General features: G+C 71.4%; 13 protein-coding genes. 9 read left to right on the top strand and 4 right to left on the bottom strand.

The window, feature by feature from the left end; genetic code table 11:
- The first annotated feature begins 38 nt into the window (after positions 1–38).
- The 3 genes from AS594_RS13010 to mptB all read left to right on the top strand — a co-directional run bounded on the left by AS594_RS13010 (position 39) and on the right by mptB (position 3,965).
- Complete coding sequence (locus tag AS594_RS13010) at positions 39–1,241, top strand: low temperature requirement protein A (protein WP_240508998.1); 1,203 nt, start codon at positions 39–41, stop codon at positions 1,239–1,241.
- Positions 1,242–1,485: 244 nt separating this feature from the next.
- Positions 1,486–2,322 carry a S1 family peptidase gene (locus AS594_RS13005; RefSeq protein WP_069932940.1) on the top strand — a complete coding sequence of 279 codons (837 nt, stop codon included), beginning with the start codon at positions 1,486–1,488 and terminating at the stop codon, positions 2,320–2,322.
- A 62-nt stretch (positions 2,323–2,384) separates the two neighbouring features.
- On the top strand, positions 2,385–3,965 hold the full coding sequence (gene mptB / locus AS594_RS13000; RefSeq protein ID WP_069932941.1) for a polyprenol phosphomannose-dependent alpha 1,6 mannosyltransferase MptB: 1,581 nt from the start codon (positions 2,385–2,387) through the stop codon (positions 3,963–3,965).
- A gap of 87 nt (positions 3,966–4,052) precedes the next feature.
- On the opposite strand, the gene AS594_RS12995 is transcribed toward mptB, so the two are convergent.
- A complete protein-coding gene (locus tag AS594_RS12995) occupies positions 4,053–5,663 on the bottom strand; it encodes an N-acyl-D-amino-acid deacylase family protein (protein WP_069932942.1) in 1,611 nt (536 codons plus the stop codon).
- 61 nt (positions 5,664–5,724) lie between these two features.
- On the bottom strand, positions 5,725–7,005 hold the full coding sequence (locus AS594_RS12990) for an amino acid deaminase (protein ID WP_069932943.1): 1,281 nt from the start codon (positions 7,003–7,005) through the stop codon (positions 5,725–5,727).
- A gap of 189 nt (positions 7,006–7,194) precedes the next feature.
- Between AS594_RS12990 and AS594_RS12985 the strand changes: the two genes are divergently transcribed.
- The 5 genes from AS594_RS12985 to AS594_RS12965 all read left to right on the top strand — a co-directional run bounded on the left by AS594_RS12985 (position 7,195) and on the right by AS594_RS12965 (position 11,644).
- Positions 7,195–8,283 carry a sugar kinase gene (locus AS594_RS12985; RefSeq protein ID WP_240509252.1) on the top strand — a complete coding sequence of 363 codons (1,089 nt, stop codon included), beginning with the start codon at positions 7,195–7,197 and terminating at the stop codon, positions 8,281–8,283.
- A complete protein-coding gene (locus tag AS594_RS12980; protein ID WP_069927192.1) occupies positions 8,280–9,053 on the top strand; it encodes an IclR family transcriptional regulator in 774 nt (257 codons plus the stop codon). Before AS594_RS12985 ends, AS594_RS12980 begins: the two co-directional genes overlap by 4 nt.
- Positions 9,050–9,466, top strand: a complete 417-nt coding sequence (locus tag AS594_RS12975) for a RidA family protein (protein ID WP_069935103.1) — start codon at positions 9,050–9,052, stop codon at positions 9,464–9,466. Before AS594_RS12980 ends, AS594_RS12975 begins: the two co-directional genes overlap by 4 nt.
- Positions 9,467–9,589: 123 nt before the next feature.
- A complete protein-coding gene (locus AS594_RS12970; protein ID WP_069935102.1) occupies positions 9,590–11,071 on the top strand; it encodes a GntP family permease in 1,482 nt (493 codons plus the stop codon).
- A gap of 114 nt (positions 11,072–11,185) precedes the next feature.
- Positions 11,186–11,644, top strand: a complete 459-nt coding sequence (locus AS594_RS12965) for a hypothetical protein (RefSeq protein WP_069932946.1) — start codon at positions 11,186–11,188, stop codon at positions 11,642–11,644.
- Positions 11,645–11,703: 59 nt separating this feature from the next.
- Here AS594_RS12965 and AS594_RS12960 read toward each other — a convergent pair whose 3' ends face one another.
- Positions 11,704–13,062 (bottom strand): M14 family metallopeptidase, encoded by a 1,359-nt coding sequence (locus AS594_RS12960; protein WP_069927188.1) that lies wholly within the window; start codon positions 13,060–13,062, stop codon positions 11,704–11,706.
- Positions 13,063–13,263: 201 nt separating this feature from the next.
- Between AS594_RS12960 and AS594_RS12955 the strand changes: the two genes are divergently transcribed.
- Entirely contained in the window at positions 13,264–14,577 is a 1,314-nt protein-coding gene (locus tag AS594_RS12955; protein ID WP_069927187.1) for an Nramp family divalent metal transporter, read from the top strand.
- 76 nt (positions 14,578–14,653) lie between these two features.
- On the opposite strand, the gene AS594_RS12950 is transcribed toward AS594_RS12955, so the two are convergent.
- The gene (locus AS594_RS12950; RefSeq protein WP_069933926.1) at positions 14,654–16,306 is read right to left on the bottom strand and encodes a chitinase; all 1,653 of its coding nucleotides are present in this window, start codon (positions 16,304–16,306) and stop codon (positions 14,654–14,656) included.
- Positions 16,307–16,393: the final 87 nt, after the last annotated feature.

Raw genomic sequence — 16,393 nt, 5'->3', positions numbered from 1 at the left:
TGGCCAACGTAGTTGATCCGGACTCTTGAGGAGAGCGCGTGGCCACAGGCAGTGAACGTTCCCGGATGATCGCCGCGCAGGACGGGCACAGGGTGACGCCTGCCGAACTGTTCTTCGACCTGGTGTTCGTGTACGCGATCACGCAGGTCACCGCACTGATGGCCGACGACACGACCCCGCTGCGCATACTCGGCGGGCTGGTGGTGCTCGCGCTCCTGTGGTGGTGCTGGTGCTGTTTCGCCTGGCTGGGCAATGTGGTGCGCGCCGACTCGGGGGCGCTGTTCGCCGTGCTCGTCGCCGTGATGGCCGTGATGATGGTCGTCCTGCTCACCGTTCCGGAGGTCTTCTCCGACCGGCCCGGCGGCCTGGACGCCCCTTTGGTGTTCGTACTCTGCTACGGCGCGGTCCGGCTCCTGCACCTGGTCTCGTACCGGATCGCCCATCCGGACGACCGGGCCCTGCACGCCACGCTGCGCCGGACGGCCCTGCTGTCGGTGGGTCCGCCGCTCGTACTGCTGCTGATCGGCAGCGCCCTCACCGGCGTCGCGCAGGTGCTGGTGTGGCTGGGTGCGGTCGTCATCGATTACGTCGGCATCTTCGTCACCGGGGCCTCGGGCTGGCGCATCGCCTCACCGGGACACTCCGCCGAGCGCCACGGGCTCATCGTGATCATCGCCCTGGGGGAGTCGATCGTCGCGATCGGCGTGGGGGTGTCCGGTTACCCCGTCACCGCCGCGGTCCTGGCCGCCGCGGTCGCCGGCCTGCTGGTCGTCACCGGGCTGTGGCGGCTGTACTTCCGGCAGTTCAGCGAGGCCGCGGAACACCGGCTGGCGCCGCTGGAGGGCGACGACCGCACGCGCCTGGGCCGCGACGTCTACACCTTCCTGCACCTGCCGCTCGTGGCCGGAGTGGTGCTCGCCGCGCTCGGGATGAAGAAGGCCCTGCACCAGGTCGCCGACGCCGGGCACTACGCCCTCTCCGAGCCCCTGCACGGCATCGCGGCCTGGGCCCTGACCGGCGGCGTCGGCGTGTTCCTGCTGGGGGCGGCGGCCATCGTGGTGCGCATCGGCGGGCCGAGGCCGGTCACCCTGATCACCGGTGGTGCGCTCTGCCTCGTGGCGGGCGCGGTGGTCGTCCTCGTACCGGCGCTGCTCGCCGTTGCGCTGCTGGCGGCGGCGGTGACCGCAATGGTCGCGCTGCACGGGCGTACGGCGTCACGGGCGGTGCTGAAGCAGTCGTGAAGCGGCCCGGATGCGGCCCTGAAGCGGCCCGAAGCGGTTCGGATGCTGTTCCGGTGCGGTCCGGATGCCGCCCCGGTGGGGTCTTGAGGCGGCCCTGACGGGTCCGGAAACCGGTCCGGCGATTGTCCCGAACCCGCCCTGATCGCGGTCTTGTCCAGCATGTGGAATCCACTAAGAATGCACATGACAAGTCCGGGGCGTGTGCGCCCCGGACATCCAGGTCGTTCAAGAGGGGACCCCCCACATGAAGAAGCCTCTCGTCGGCACGCTCTTAGCCCTGCTGCTCCTCGGCGCGGGAGCGGCGCCGGCCGCCGCGCAGACGGTTCAGCAGGCCCGGCCGGCCGTCAGGGCCGTCGACTTCGCCGGAACGGTGGCGCTCAGCAACTGTTCCGGCTCCGTCGTCCGTACGCCCGGCTCGCAGCCCGCGGACCCGGCGCTCGTCCTGTCCAACGGCCACTGCCTGGAGAGCGGCTTCCCGGCTCCGGGCCAGGTCCTGGTCGACAAGCCGTCCTCCCGTACCTTCGGCCTGCTCAACTCGGCCGGCACCAAGGTGGCGACCCTCCGGGCGAGCAAGATCGCGTACGCGACGATGACCGACACCGACGCCTCGCTCTACCAGCTCACCAGTACCTACGCCCAGATCAAGAGCGGCTACGGCATCGACGCCCTGGAGCTGAGCGCGACGCGCCCCGTGCAGGGCACGGCCATCAAGGTCGTCTCCGGCTACTGGAAGCGGATCTACAGCTGCGCCGTCGACGGCTTCGCGTACCGGCTGAAGGAGGGTGCGTGGACCTGGAAGGACTCAGTCCGCTACACCTCCGCGTGCAAGACCATCGGCGGTACCTCGGGCTCGCCCGTCATCGACACGGCCACCGGAAAGGTCGTCGCCGTGAACAACACGGGTAACGAAGACGGCGCGCGCTGCACGGACAACAACCCGTGCGAGGTCGACGAGAGCGGCAACGTGACCGTGCGCAGGGGCATCAACTACGGCCAGCAGACGTACGGCTTCGTCGCCTGCATCGGCGCCGGCAGCAAGCTCGACCTGTCCCGCCCCGGCTGCGCCCTCCCCAAGCCGTAGGCGCCCGTGGCGGTCCGGTGCGGCGCCCGGCCGGCCGGACGGCTCGGATAAGTTGAACGGTCATGGGGACGCTGAGTGCTGTCGGGTACCGCCGGCTGGGAGCCGTCGGATCGCTCGCGGCAGCCGTGGGCGGCACGGCCGCCGGCCGGCTGCCGGCGCGCGACCCGTGGGGGATATGGGTCCCCCACGGTTCCGTGACGACGGTCGCCGCCGCCGTCCTGGCGTACCTCGGCCTGACGCTCCTGGTCGTGTCCTGGTGGCGGTACGGGCGACTGGTCGCCCGGGGTGCGGCGGGCGGGGTGCGCGGAACGCTGGTGACGCTCGTCTGGTGGGCGGCGCCGCTCGTACTGGCCCCGCCGCTCCACAGCGCCGACGTCTACAGCTACATAGCCCAAGGGGCGATGGTCGTCGAAGGCCACGACGTCTACACGTCCGGCCCCTCGGTCCTCGGCCCGGACGAGCTGGGCGCCGACGCCGCCGCCAGCAGCGGCGCGCACTGGACCGACACCCCGGCCCCGTACGGTCCCGTCTTCCTCGTCCTGGCCAAGTGGGTCGTGCTCGCCACGGACGGCCGGATCGTCCCGGCCGTGCTCGGCATGCGGATCGTCGCCCTCGCGGCACTCGCCCTCATCGTCTGGTCGACCCTGCGCATCGCCCGCGCGTGCGGCGCGAGCGAGACCGGCGCGCTGTGGCTGGGAGCCCTCAACCCGCTGCTGCTGGTCCACGTCGTCGGCGGCATGCACAACGACGGCCTGATGATCGGCATCATGCTGGCGGGCGTGGTGTGCGCGCTGCGCGGCCGCTGGGTCCTCGGCAGCGCGGTCGTCGCGCTGGCGATGATGGTCAAGTCACCGGCCGCCGTCGCTCTCCTCTTCATCGGCGCGATCGTCGTACGCCGGACCTCCGGGCCGCTCGCGTGGCGCGTCGTCAAGGCGTTCGCCGTTCCCGCTCTGGTGGCCGGGGCGGTCGCGGTGGTCACCACGCTGCTCAGCGGTACGGGCTTCGGGTGGCTGCGGACGCAGAGCGTGGCCGGGTCGATCCACACGGCCCTCTCCCTCTCCAGCGACATCGGCCTGGGGGTCGGCGAACTGACGCGGCTGCTGTTCGGCTGGGACCCGCAGCCCGTCAAACGGGCGTTCCAGTTGGCCGGCCTGGTCCTGGCGCTCGCCGTGATCGGTTACGCGGCCCTGGCGACCTTCCGCACCGTGCGGCCCTGGCGGGGCGGCCGGCCCCCGCACGCACGTCCGCACGCGCCGCTGCACCCGGTCCACGGCCTCGGTGCGGCTCTGCTGGCGCTGGTCGTCCTCTCGCCGATGGTGCAGCCGTGGTACCTCCTGTGGGGCATGGCGGCGATCTCCGCCACCGCGTGGAACGGCAGGCTCGGCCGCGTCCTCGCGGTGCTGTCCGCCGCGCTGGTCTACGAGACCCACCCCAACGGCAGCACCCCGGGGTACGGCTTCGCCATGGCGGGCGCCGTGTGCGTGCTGGGCGCGGTGCTGCTGCGCGGCGAGGACCGTCAGCGCCGCGCAGCCGTGGCGGCCGGGAGTACGGAACGGTCGGTGATCCCCTCCGCGCGTCGCCCCTCCGCCCCGGCGGACCTGCCGCCGGCCAGGACGCAGAAGACCGCCTCCACGTCGGGGTAGCCGGTCCCGCCTTCTCTCCCGGCGGGGCCGCTCACCGCGTGCGTGCGGGTCACGGCTCCGGCCGCGACGCGCCGGCCGACGTGCGGGTCAGGCCGTACGGCGGACCGACCGGCCCGCGAGGACGTCCGTCCGCCTGCCGTCCTCGATCACGAACCGGCCGTCGATCAGGACGTGCGGGATGCCCACCGGCAGGGTGCGCGGGGCCTCGAACGTGGAGCCCGCCGCGACCGTGCCGGGGTCGAAGAGGACGAGGTCCGCGCGGTAACCCTCCCGTACGAGCCCCCGGTCGGGCAGCCGCAGCCGCGCCGCCGGACGCGAGGTGAGGTGCGCGACGCACTCCTCCAGCGAGAGGACTCCCAGGTCGCGGGCGTAGTGACCCAGGTAGTGGGGGAAGGTGCCGTACGCGCGCGGATGCGGCTTGTCGCCCTGGAGGATGCCGTCGCTGCCACCGGTGTGGACGCGGTGGCGCATGATCGCGCGGACGTTCTCCTCGTGTCCGACGTGCTGAAGGATCGTCGACCCCAGGCCGTCGTCGATCAGCAGGCGGCGCGCCGTGGCCCAGGGGGCCTCGCCGCGCTGTGCGGCGGACTCGGCGATCGTCCTGCCCACGCAGTCCGCCAGACCGGGGTCGCCGACGCCCGAGATCTCGATCGTGTCCCACTCGATGGGAACGCCGTGGCAGCCGTCCGCACCGACGACCTCCATGTGGTGCCGGATCCTCTCGGCACTCTCGTCGTCCCTCAGGCGGGCGAGGGTCGCCTCCGGGCCGCCCTCGCCCGCCCAGCTCGGCAGCATCGCGACGAGCGTCGTGCAGCCGGGTGTGTAGGGGTACGTGTCGAGGGAGATGTCCGCGCCGTCGTCGAGCGCCTTGTCGAGGAGGGCGAGGAGATCGGGCGCCTTGCCCCGGTTGACGCCGAAGTTCATGGTGGCGTGGGCGAGGTGGAGCGCGCAGCCGGCGTTGCGGGTGAGGGTCACCATCTCCTCGTACGCCGCGAGGGCTCCGGCACCGTACGAGCGGTGGTGCGGGCAGTAGTAACCGCCGTAGCCCGCCACCACGCGGCAGAGCTCGGTGAGTTCGGCGTCGTCGGCGTACATGCCGGGGGTATAGGTCAGGCCCGACGACATGCCGACGGCGCCCTGCTCCATGCCCTCGGCGACGAGCTGCTTCATGCGGGTGAGTTCGGCGGGGGTCGCCGGGCGGTCGTCCCAGCCGGCCGCGTACATGCGGACGGTGCCCTGCGGGACGAGGTACGCGGCGTTGACGGCGATGCCCTGGCGGTCGAGGCGGTCGAGGTACTCACCGACGGTCCGCCAGTCGAAGTCGACGGTCGTGTCCCCCGGCGCGCCGCCGTTCCACCCGGTGATCGCCCTGCGGACCTCGGTGAGGGTGCGGTCGTCGACCGGCGCGTACGACAGCCCGTCCTGGCCCAGGACTTCCAGGGTCACGCCCTGGGCGGCCTTGGCGCTGTGGTCGGGGTCGCGCAGGAGCGCGAGGTCGCTGTGGGCGTGCATGTCGATGAAGCCGGGGGAGAGGGCGAGGCCGTGCGCGTGCAGCGTCCGGCGGCCGGTGGGGCGCGGGCCGCCGTCGCCCTCCCGGCGGATCTCGGCGATGCGCCCACTGTGCAGGCCGACGTCGGCGCGGTAGGAGGCACCGCCGGTGCCGTCTATGACGCGTACGTCACGGATGACGAGGTCCATGGCTGTCGCTTGCCTCTCTGCGTGGCTGCTGGGTCGGTGTCGGGCCCCGCCCCTTCCGGGGCTAGAAGAACGTGCGGATGTAGTCCGTGACCGTGCCGTCCGCCTCGACCAGCGGGATCAGCTGCCACTTGTCGAAGGACGTGCAGGGGTGGGACAGCCCCAGACCCACCCAGTCGCCCACCTCCAGCTCCGCCTCCGGGTCCGTACGCAGCCAGCCGTGCTGGTCGGACAGCCCGGTGACCGTGATCCCGGTCGCCGGGCGCACCTCGCCCGTACGGGCGTCCCGTACCGCCAGCGCCTCCGGCAGGTGCAGGTCGTACGCCGCGTCGCGCTTGCCGGCGTTGACGAACGCCTGCTCCGGGGTGGGCCGGGAGACGACCTGCGCCCAGAGGCGGAACGCGGGCCGGAGCGCGCCCTCCTCGGGAACCCGGTTGAAGGGGGTGAGCCGGCTGTAGTGGTTGTCGTCGTGCGAGACGTACGCCCCCGACCTGAGCAGCTTGAGCACCGGGAGCGAGAGCTCGGGGATCTCCGCGAACACCTCGGCCACCGTGTCGAACCACGCGCTGCCACCCGCGCTGACCACCACGTCCGAACCGCCGTCGAACCGGCCCGCCTTGTCGAAGTCCGTCGCCAGCGCGACCAGTTCGCGCAGCCACGCGCGGACCTTGTCGCCGTCCGCCTGCGGGACCTCGCCCTCGTACCCGGCCACACCCACCAGACGCAGGGTCGCGGTGGCCGCCACCGCGTCGGCGACCGCCGCGCAGTCGGCCGGCGTCCGGGCGCCGGTACGGGCCCCCTCACCGGCGCCGAGTTCGACGACCACGTCCAGCGGGCGCGAGGCCGAGGCGGCCCGCAGCGCCTCGTCCATCAGCTGCACACCGCGTACGGAGTCGACGTAACAGATGCACCGGAAGTCGGGGTCGGCGTCCAGTTCGGCGGCCAGCCAGCGCAGCGCCGGCGCGTCGACGACCTCGTTGGCGAGGAAGATCCGCCGGATGCCGTACGCCCGGTACACGCGCGCCTGGTGCGGGACGGCGGCGGTGATGCCCCACGCCCCGTGCTCCAGTTGGCGCTCGAAGAGCTGCGGCGCCATCGAGGTCTTGCCGTGCGGCGCGAACGCGAGGCCGTGCCGCTCGGCGTACGTCTCCAGGAGGGCGAGGTTGTGCTCCACCGACTCGGCGGAGAGCGCGAGCACGGGGGTGGTGAAGCCGTCCGTGAAGAGGTTGCGGCGCTCGGCGGCGAGTTCCCCGACCGTCAGCCCCTCGGCGTCCGGCGGGAGCGCCTTGAAGCGGTGGTCCACACGCTCGTCGGCGAGTCGGCCGACCGGGTTGCCTACGGCCATGGGAGCCTCCTGATACGTCGTGTTGCAGCATGTGCAACGACCATTGCGCATATCGCTGGACGCTGTCTAACATCCGAGCCGACGCAGGGTCAATGGTGTGTCAGTGGTGAGTCAGCGGTGAGGAGCCCGATCGTGACCGCGCACGCGGACGAAGCAGCAGCAGTGGAGGTGGTCTGCCTCGGCGAGTCCATGGTGACGTTCCTTCCCTCCCGTCCCGGCCGCCTCGCCGACGTACCCTCCTTCGGCCGCGGCATCGGCGGCGCCGAGTCCAACGTCGCCTGCGCCCTCGCCGCTGCCGGGCACCGCGCGCGGTGGGTGGGCCGGGTGGGTGCCGACGGCTTCGGGGACCACCTCGTCGAGGCCGTGGCCGCGTACGGCGTGGACACCTCCGCCGTCCAACGCGACCCCGACCGCCCCACCGGCGTCTACTTCCGCACGGCGAACGACCGCGACGCCGACGGCTTCGAAGTCGTCTACTACCGCACCGGATCGGCCGCCTCCGCGATGTCACCGCGGAACATGCCGCTCGACGAGCTGGCGGCGGGCCGCGTACTGCACCTGTCCGGGATCACGGCCGCACTGTCCGCCGACTGCCTGGCCCTGATGCGTACGCTGACCGCCCGCCGCCCCGGCCGCCCCCTCGTCTCCTTCGACGTCAACCACCGCGCGCACCTGTGGCGCGACGCCGACGGCCCCCGGGCCCTGCTCGGCCTCGCGCGCGGCGCGGACCTCGTCTTCGTCGGCGAGGACGAGGCGGAGACGGCCTGGGGCGTCCGGGGCGCCGCCGCGATCCGCCGGACGCTGCCGGAGCCGGAGGTCCTGGTCGTCAAGCGGGGCTCGGCGGGCGCGACGGTCTTCACCCGTACCGCGGCAGGCGGCGACAGCGCGCCCGACACGGTCACCACCGTCCCCGCTCTCCGCGTCGATGTCGTCGCCCCCGTCGGGGCCGGAGACGCCTTCGCCGCCGGGTTCCTCTCCGCGACCCTGCGCGGTCTGCCCGTACGCGACCGGCTCCGGCACGGCCACCTCATGGCGGCCGCCGCCCTCACCGTCCCGGGCGACCTCGGCACGCCGCCGTCCCGCGCCCGCGCCGACCGCCTCGCCGCCCTCGGCGCCGAAGCCTGGGGGAGACTTCGTCTCGGCCCCGGCTGGACCGAAGAGACCGACGCGACCGAAGCGGCCGGAGCGGCCGGAGCCACCGGAGCGACCGAAGCGACCGAGCCGGCAGAACCAGCGACAGCACAGGGCGCCGCCGACCAGGAGGTACGTACCCCATGAGCCAGACCGTCGACCGCGCACTGAGCATCCTGCCGCTCCTCGCCGAGGGACCCGCCGACCTCGGCCAGGTCGCCGAACGCCTCGGCGTTCACAAGTCCACCGCCCTGCGCCTCCTGCGCACCCTCCACGAGCACGGCCTCGTCTACCGGCAGCAGGACCAGCGCTACCGCCTCGGGGCCCGCCTCTTCGCGCTCGCCCAGGAGGCCGTCGAGAACCTCGACGTACGCGAGATCGCACACCCCCACCTCGCCGCGCTCAACAACGAGTGCGGGCACACCGTCCACCTCGCCGTGTACGAGGAGACCGAGGTCGAGGTCCTCTACATCGACAAGGTCGAGAGCCGCTACCCCGTCCGCATGTACTCGCGCATCGGCAAGCCCGTCGCGATCACCGTCGCCGCCGTGGCGAAACTGCTGCTCGCCGACCTCCCCGAAGCCGAGCGCCGCGCCATCGCGGAGAAGCTCGACTACCCCACGTACACGTCCCGTTCGACGCCGAACGCCGCCGCGTTCCTCAAGGAACTGGCGCTCGTACGCGAACAGGGCTGGGCCACCGACCTCGGCGGCCACGAGGAGTCCATCAACTGCATCGGGGCTCCCATCCGCGGTGCGGACGGCCGGGTCGTCGCCGCCATGTCGGTGTCCGCGCCGAACGTCGTCGTCACCGCCGAGGAACTCCTCACCCTCCTGCCGCTGCTGCGCCGCACCGCCGACGCCATCAGCAGGGAGTACTCGGGCAACACACCCCCCAAGGAAGCAGCGAGCGCATGAGCAACGACAAGAAGACCGCCATCACTCCGCCCACCCACACCGCCCCGCCCGCCAAGTTCTCCCACGGCGTGCGCAAGGGCAACATCCTCCAGGTGGCCGGACAGGTGGGCTTCCTGCCGGCCGTCGCCGGCCAGGCGCCCACCCCCGCCGGTCCCACCCTGCGCGAGCAGACCCTCCAGACCTTCGCCAACGTCAAGGCGATCCTGGAGCAGGGCGGCGCGAGCTGGGACGACGTCATGATGATGCGCGTCTACCTCACCGACACCGGCCACTTCGCCGAGATGAACGAGATCTACAACGCGTACTTCGAGGAGCAGGGCCTCAAGGAGGCCCCGGCCGCCCGTACGACCGTCTACGTCGGCCTCCCGGCCGGACTCCTCATCGAGATCGACGCGCTCGCCGTCCTGAGCTGACGCCCGTCACCCCCCTCACCACCCCCCACGCCGTACGCCGTCACGGCACGGCGCCCACCGCCCGGGCGCCGTGCCGCGATGCCCCCTGCCCCGAAAGCCCCATGGAATTACGAGGTCCTCCTCATGTCCCTGCTCGCAGCCGCCCCCGCTCCCGCGGAGACCCCACCCCACACCGGGGGTCTCCTCACCCTCATCGACGGCACGGCCGGTCTGCTGACCGTCGCGGCCCTCGGCATCGCCCTGCTCCTCCTCCTGATCATCAAGGTCAGGATCCAGCCCTTCGTCGCCCTCCTCGCCGTCTCGATCGTCGTCGGCCTCGGCGCGGGCCTGTCCGTCACCGAACTCTTCGGCACGGTCCAGAAGTCGGCCGTCGTCTCCGTCATCGAATCCGGCATGGGCGGCATCCTCGGACACGTCGCGATCATCATCGGCCTCGGCACGATGCTCGGCGCGATACTCGAAGTCAGCGGCGGAGCCGAGGTGTTGTCCTCCCGCCTCCTCGGCCTCTTCGGCGAGAAGCGCGCCCCGCTCGCCATGGGCCTCACCGGCCTCATCTTCGGCATACCGGTCTTCTTCGACGTCGGCATCTTCGTCCTCGCGCCCATCGTGTACGCCGCCGCCAAGCGCTCCGGCAAGTCGATCCTGCTGTACGCCATGCCGCTGCTCGCCGGCCTCTCCATGACCCACGCGTTCCTGCCCCCGCACCCGGGCCCGGTCGCCGCCGCCGGCCTCTTCCACGTGTCGCTCGGCTGGGTCATCCTCATGGGCGTCGTCTGCGGCATCCCCGCCGTACTCGCGGCCTGGGCGTACGCCGCCTGGATCGGCAAGCGCGTCTTCGTCGAGGTCCCGCACGACATGGTCGAGGCCGCCGAGGACGCCAGGGCCGCCGTCGTCGCCGAGCAGACCGCCGCGGGCCGCACCCCGCAGGAGCAGCCCGTCTCGCTCGCCACGGTCCTGACCATCATCGGTACGCCGCTGGTCCTCATCCTGGCGGCGACGTTCTCCTCGATCGCACTGGACCCCTCCACTCTCCGCTCGGTCGTCGAGTTCTTCGGCAACCCCTTCGTCGCCCTGACGATCGCGCTGCTGATGGCGTACTACCTGCTCGGCATCAGGCGCGGCTGGTCGCGCAAGTCCCTGGAGCAGGTGTCGACCTCGTCGCTCAAGCCCGTCGGCAACATCCTGCTGGTCGTCGGCGCGGGCGGCGTCTTCGGCGCCGTACTCAAGGCGAGCGGTGTCGCCCAGGCCCTCTCCGACACCTTCAACGACGTGGGCCTGCCGGTCATCGTCCTCGCGTACCTGATCTCGCTCGTCCTGCGCGTCGCCCAGGGCTCGGCCACGGTCGCCATCGTCACCACGGCCGGAATCGTCCTGCCGCTCGTCGAGAACGGCGGCCACTCGCAGGCGTTCCTGGCGCTGGTCATCATGGCCATCTCGGCCGGTTCGATCTTCGCCTCGCACGTCAACGACGGCGGATTCTGGATCGTGTCCAAGTACTTCGGCATCTCCGAGCGGGACACGCTGAAGTCCTGGACGGTACTGGAATCGGTCCTGTCGGTGGCCGGATTCGCGGTCGCGGCGCTCCTGAGCCTGGTGATCGGCTGACCACGCCGTACGGTACGAGCAGAGGGCGTCCCGGGACCCGTCCGTCCCGGGGCGCCCTCTCGCCGGTCGGCGATACTGGGCCCCGGAGAACGAAAGCCGAGGAGACCGACGCCAGTGGACCCGCAGCCGCAGTACCACCCTCAGCCGCAGCAGGGCTTCGGCCCGCCGCCCCCTGCTTTCGCGCCCGCACCCGCACCGATGCCCTACTCCGGGCCGGGCCCCGCACCGGCGCCGCACTCCGGGCCGGGCCCCGCGCCCACGCCCTACGCAGGGCCGGTGCCCCCCGCAGGCCCCGACTTCCTGGCCGCGGACCGGCGTAACGCCGTCGTGGTCGACGCCGAGGGCGTGTCGCTCGAAAGCAACGGCGCCACCCTCGACTTCCCCTGGCGCGACCTGGCCACCGTCCACTACAAGCCGGGGCCCGGCGGCGAAGTCCTCATGGTGGCCGTCGCGCTGCCCGACGGCCGGTTCTACGAAGGCGTGGTCGTCGCCCGCAACCGGGCGAAGCTCCAGGAGTGGCTCGCGCAACTCGGGCCCGTACTGGCCCACTACCTCGCGGGACGAGGCCACTAGACGCCGAAGGGCGCCCGGCTCCGGCCGGGCGCCCTCCCGTCACGTCGTACCGTCCGCGCCTAGGCGGCGCAGTACTGCTGCTCCTTGCCGATCGACCGGTACATGCAGTCGGCGTTCTCCAGCAGTTGCAGCACCGCGTCCCGGTTGCGGCTCGTCTCGCGCTCGATCACCTCGTCGGGCGGGTAGAAACCGCCGCCGCCGAAGCCGCTCGGGTACATCTCGAAGGTGTACCCGAAGATCTTCTGGTTGCCCCACAGCCAGTCGTCGATCGACCCGTCCGTGATGTAGAGGTCGCTCGACTGCTCCGGGGTGTAGCCGTTGCTCGCGGCCATCTTCTGGCCGACGGCGGCGAAGGCGTTGCGGTCGTCCTGCGTCATGCCGGGCGCCGTGTCCGCGTTCGTGTAGCCGAACGGCCAGAGCACCAGCTCGCTGTACGTGTGGAAGTCGATGCCGGCCTTGATCTGCTGCTTGCCGCCGACGATCCGCGAGCGGACGAAGTCGGCGACGACCTTCACCTCGGGCGCGGACTCGGGGGCCCGGCCCCGGTACGTCTCGGAGCTGAACGACCCGGAGGAACCGCCGCAGCAGCCCCACTTGTAGTCCCAGTTGCGGTTCATGTCCGTACCGACGTACGACGAACCGGAGTTGGGCTGCCGGTTCTTGCGCCAGCTGCGGTACGAGCCGGAGGCGATGTCGTACTCGCCGCCGTCCGGGTTGAGGTCCGGCACGATCCAGATCTCGCGGTTGTTCACGACGTTGGTGATCCGGGAGTCCGAGCCGTAACCGGCGCCCAGCTCGCGCAGCAGGTAGAGCGCCATCTCGACGGTCAGGTGCTCACGGGCGTGCTGGTGGTGGGTGAAGAGGACCTCGGGCTCGTTCTCGTCGGTCGCCACGTTGTCGCTGATCTTGATGGCGATGAGGTCGCGGCCCTGGTACGACTTGCCGATCACGCGCTTGCTCATGAGGTTCGGGTACTGCTGGAGGCGCTGGTTGATCTCCGCGTTCATCTCGGCGTAGTTGTGGTAGCGCGAGTCGGCCGGCGGGAAGTCCAGCGGCTCGACGGCCAGCCCGTTGGAGCGGGCCGGTGGCCCCGGCAGCGCCTTGGGCGCGTATCCGAGCGCCTTGAGCCGCTTGAGCTGCGCGGCGTTGGCGCTGACGACGACCGAGTGGTCGTCGGCCTCGTCCACCGACACGCCGGTGGCCGCCACGGCGGTACGGGCGGCGGCGGAGGCGGGACCGTGGATCTCGTACTGCCTGATCACTTCTTCCGTCGCGGCGGCGGGGGCCCGGTCGGTGTCCGGCCCGGCCGGGCTGGCGGTCGCGGTGAGTGGCGCCGCCACGGCGAGTGCCACGAGGGCCGCGAGGCCCGCGAGGGTGGCGGACTTGGCGGACCCTCTTCCGCGTATGCGAAGTCGCATGCTGTCTCCTGGGTGGGGAGTGTGGGGGTGTGCGACGCATGTCGTGCGGGAGTGCTGGGCACATGGTGAGCGCATGGCATGAACTGGTCAAGAGCGGGGTTCGGCCACACGGTCCGCACAGTGGTCCTCTTGCGCGATCACCCCCCGCCCCGCTTTGGTGACGTGGATCACTCATCGGGGACGAGCGGGAGGACGCCGGAGATGGCAGAGACGACAGAGAGCGGCAGCGGCACGGGGAAGGCACTCTCCCCGCCGCGCAAGTCCAGTTGGAAGTACATCGGCCCCGGCATCGTCGTCGCCGCGACCGGCGTCGGAGCCGGCGACCTCGTCGCGACGCTGATCGCGGGCAGCAAGTTCGGTTACACGCTGATGTGGGCGGCCGTCATCGGCTGCGTCGTCAAGATCTCGCTGGCCGAAGCCGCCGGCCGCTGGCACCTCGCCACCGGCCGCACCCTCTTCGAGGGCTGGCGCAGTCTCGGGCAGTGGACCACCGTCTACTTCGCCATCTACGTCGTGATCTGGGGCTTCGTGTACGGGGCGACCGCCATGTCGTCCTCCGCCCTCCCGGTCGTCGCGCTCTTCCCGGACGGGCCGGGCCTCAAAACCTGGGCCATCATCATGGGCCTGATCGGGCTGGTCTTCGTCTGGTTCAACCAGTACGCAGTCTTCGAGAAGGTCATGACGGTCCTGATCGGCGTCATGTTCGTGGTCGTCGTGTACGTCGCGCTCCGCGTCGGCCCCGACGTCGGCGCGTCCTTCGCCGGCCTGCTCCCCGTACTCCCGGACGGCTCGCTGCTCTACACCCTCGGCCTGATCGGCGGCGTCGGCGGCACGATCACCATGGCGGCGTACGGCTACTGGGTGAACGCCAAGGGCTGGACCAACACGGGCTGGATGAAGGTGATGCGCCTCGACAACCGCGTCGCGTACATCACCACCGGCATCTTCGTCGTCGCGATGCTGATCGTCGGCGCCGAGCTGCTGCACTCCTCCCAGCTCGCCCTCACCAAGGGCGACCGCGGCCTGATCGACCTCGGCAAGATCCTGGAGGACCGCTACGGCACCGTCACCGCGAAGCTCTTCCTCGTCGGATTCTTCGCCACGTCCTTCTCGTCCCTCATCGGTGTGTGGCACGGCGTGAGCCTGATGTTCGCCGACTTCGTCGAACGCCTCCAGCGCGACCGCAAGGGCGCCCCGGTCGACGAGGGCACGGTGGAGGAGGTCGCGGCCGGGGTGAAGGAACGCTCGCTGCCGTTCCGGGCGTACCTGCTGTGGCTGACGTTCCCGCCGATGGCACTGCTGTGGCTGGACCAGCCGTTCGGCCTGGTGGTGGTGTACGGCGTGCTCGGCGCGTTCTTCATGCCGTTCCTGGCGCTGACGCTGGTGTGGCTGCTCAACTCCTCCCGTACGCCCGCCGAATGGCGAAACGGCCTGCTGAGCAACACGATGCTGGTGGCGGCGGGGCTGCTGTTCATCGTGCTGTGCGTACAGCAGGTGCGCGAGATCCCCTGGTAGCCGGACCGTCGAAGGTACGGACGGGACGCGACAGCGCCGCCGGGGGAGCGGCGGCGCTGCCGTGGTGGGGGCCGTGTTACGGCAGGTTGTGCACGTGCGGTCCCACCGCGTTGGACCAGGCGTTGCCGGCCGTCGCGTCCCAGTTCGTCGACCAGGTCATCGCGCCGCGCAGACCGGGGTAGGTCTTGGCGGGCTTGAAGGAGCCGCAGTTGGTGCCGCGGGTCAGGCAGTCCAGGGCGGCGTTCACGATCGACGGCGAGACGTACCCGCTGCCCGCGCCCCGCGTGGACGCTGGCACGCCGAGGCCGACCTGGCTCGGCGCGAGCCCGCCTTCCAGCTGGATGCAGGCGAGAGCCGTGAGGAAGTCGACGGACCCCTGCGAGTAGACCTTGCCGTCGCAGCCGAGCATCGAGCCGCTGTTGTAGAACTGCATGTTGACGACGGTCAGGATGTCCTTCACGGCGAGCGCCGTCTTGAAGTACTCGGTCCCGGTGTTCTGCATGTCGATGGTCTGCGGCGCCATGGTGAGGACGAGCCCGGAGCCCGCCTTGGCGGAGAGCTGGCGCAGCGCCTTGCTCAGGTACGTCGAGTTGATCCCGTGTTCGAGGTCGATGTCGACGCCGTTGAACCCGTACTCCTGCATGAGCGCGTGCGCGCTGTTGGCGAAGGCGGTCGCGGACGCGTCACTGTTGATCGTGACGTTGCCCTTCTCGCCGCCCACCGAGATGATCACCGACTTCCCGGCGGCCTTCTTCGCCGCGATGTCGGCCTTGAAGTCGGCGACGCTCGCGTACCCCACGGCCGGGTCGAGGTTGAAGACGATCTGACCGGGCGTGGCGGTCGAGTCGGCGAAGGAGACGGCGATGATGTCGTACTGCGCCTGTACGTCACGGAGCTTCTGGACGGTGGCGCCGTTGCTGAAGTTCTGCCAGTAACCGGTCAGCGCGTGCTTGGGCACGGCGGGCCCGGGGCCTGTGCCGCCGCCGGGAGCGGTCCGGCCGCTGACGGCGGCCGACTTGGGGGACTCGCCGGCGGAGTTCGTCGCGGTGACCTGGAAGTCGTACGCCGTGTCCGCGGCCAGCCCGGAGACGGTCGCGGAGGTCCCCGTGACGGACTGGACCTTCGTACCGCCGCGGTAGACGTTGTAGCCGGTGGCGCCGCTGACGCTGGACCAGGAGAGGGCGACGGAGGAGGAGGTCGTGGCGCCGACCGTGAGCTCGGCGGGGGCGGCCGGGATGCCCGGCTCGGGGTCGGTGCCCCCGCCGCCGTCGGGGCCGAAGACGGAGACGTCGTCGACGTAGTAGGCGCTCTGGCCGTACCAGCCGTGTGTGTAGACGGTCACGGAGGTGGTGGAGGGGCCGGCCTTGAAGCTGGTGGTGAGCTGCTTCCAGCCGGACGAGTCGGGCGTCCAGGTGGAGACGTCGGTGGTCCCGGTACCGCTGGCGCCGAGGTAGGCGTACCCGCCCTGGACCCAGGCGCTGAGGGTGTACGTCGCGCCGGGCTTGACGGTGACGGTCTGCGAACACCGGGCGTTGTCCTGGCCGCCGGGGGTGGCCTTGAGGGCGGCGGCGCCACCGTGCACGGGGGAAGAGACGGTGGCGCCGCTGCCGGCGGAGCAGGTCCAGTTGCTGAGCCCGGACTCGAAGCCGGCGTTCTTGGCCACGTTCAGGTCGGCCGCCTGCGCGGCGGGTGCGGCGAGGGTGGCGGTGATGAGGGCGGCGGCGGTCAGTGCGGCGGTGGAAAGCGCGAATCGGGGGAGGGGTAGGCGGTCCACTTGCTGCCTCCGGTGGGGGAGTGTGAGGAGGAGTCGCTGGGA

The organism is Streptomyces agglomeratus (assembly GCF_001746415.1).
In the GTDB taxonomy this organism is placed as follows: domain Bacteria; phylum Actinomycetota; class Actinomycetes; order Streptomycetales; family Streptomycetaceae; genus Streptomyces; species Streptomyces agglomeratus.
The sequence above is the reverse complement of the archived record's forward strand: the minus strand, read 5'-3'. Positions and strand labels throughout refer to the sequence as shown.

Coding starts and splice junctions, on each gene's coding strand:
- AS594_RS12990 (WP_069932943.1), bottom strand. CDS start 7,005: ATGGCCGTAGGCAACCCGGTCGGCCGACTCGCCGACGAGCGTGTGGAC.
- AS594_RS12975 (WP_069935103.1), top strand. CDS start 9,050: ATGAGCAACGACAAGAAGACCGCCATCACTCCGCCCACCCACACCGCC.
- mptB (WP_069932941.1), top strand. CDS start 2,385: ATGGGGACGCTGAGTGCTGTCGGGTACCGCCGGCTGGGAGCCGTCGGA.
- AS594_RS12980 (WP_069927192.1), top strand. CDS start 8,280: ATGAGCCAGACCGTCGACCGCGCACTGAGCATCCTGCCGCTCCTCGCC.
- AS594_RS12985 (WP_240509252.1), top strand. CDS start 7,195: ATGGTGACGTTCCTTCCCTCCCGTCCCGGCCGCCTCGCCGACGTACCC.
- AS594_RS12995 (WP_069932942.1), bottom strand. CDS start 5,663: ATGGACCTCGTCATCCGTGACGTACGCGTCATAGACGGCACCGGCGGT.
- AS594_RS12970 (WP_069935102.1), top strand. CDS start 9,590: ATGTCCCTGCTCGCAGCCGCCCCCGCTCCCGCGGAGACCCCACCCCAC.
- AS594_RS12960 (WP_069927188.1), bottom strand. CDS start 13,062: ATGCGACTTCGCATACGCGGAAGAGGGTCCGCCAAGTCCGCCACCCTC.
- AS594_RS13005 (WP_069932940.1), top strand. CDS start 1,486: ATGAAGAAGCCTCTCGTCGGCACGCTCTTAGCCCTGCTGCTCCTCGGC.
- AS594_RS12955 (WP_069927187.1), top strand. CDS start 13,264: ATGGCAGAGACGACAGAGAGCGGCAGCGGCACGGGGAAGGCACTCTCC.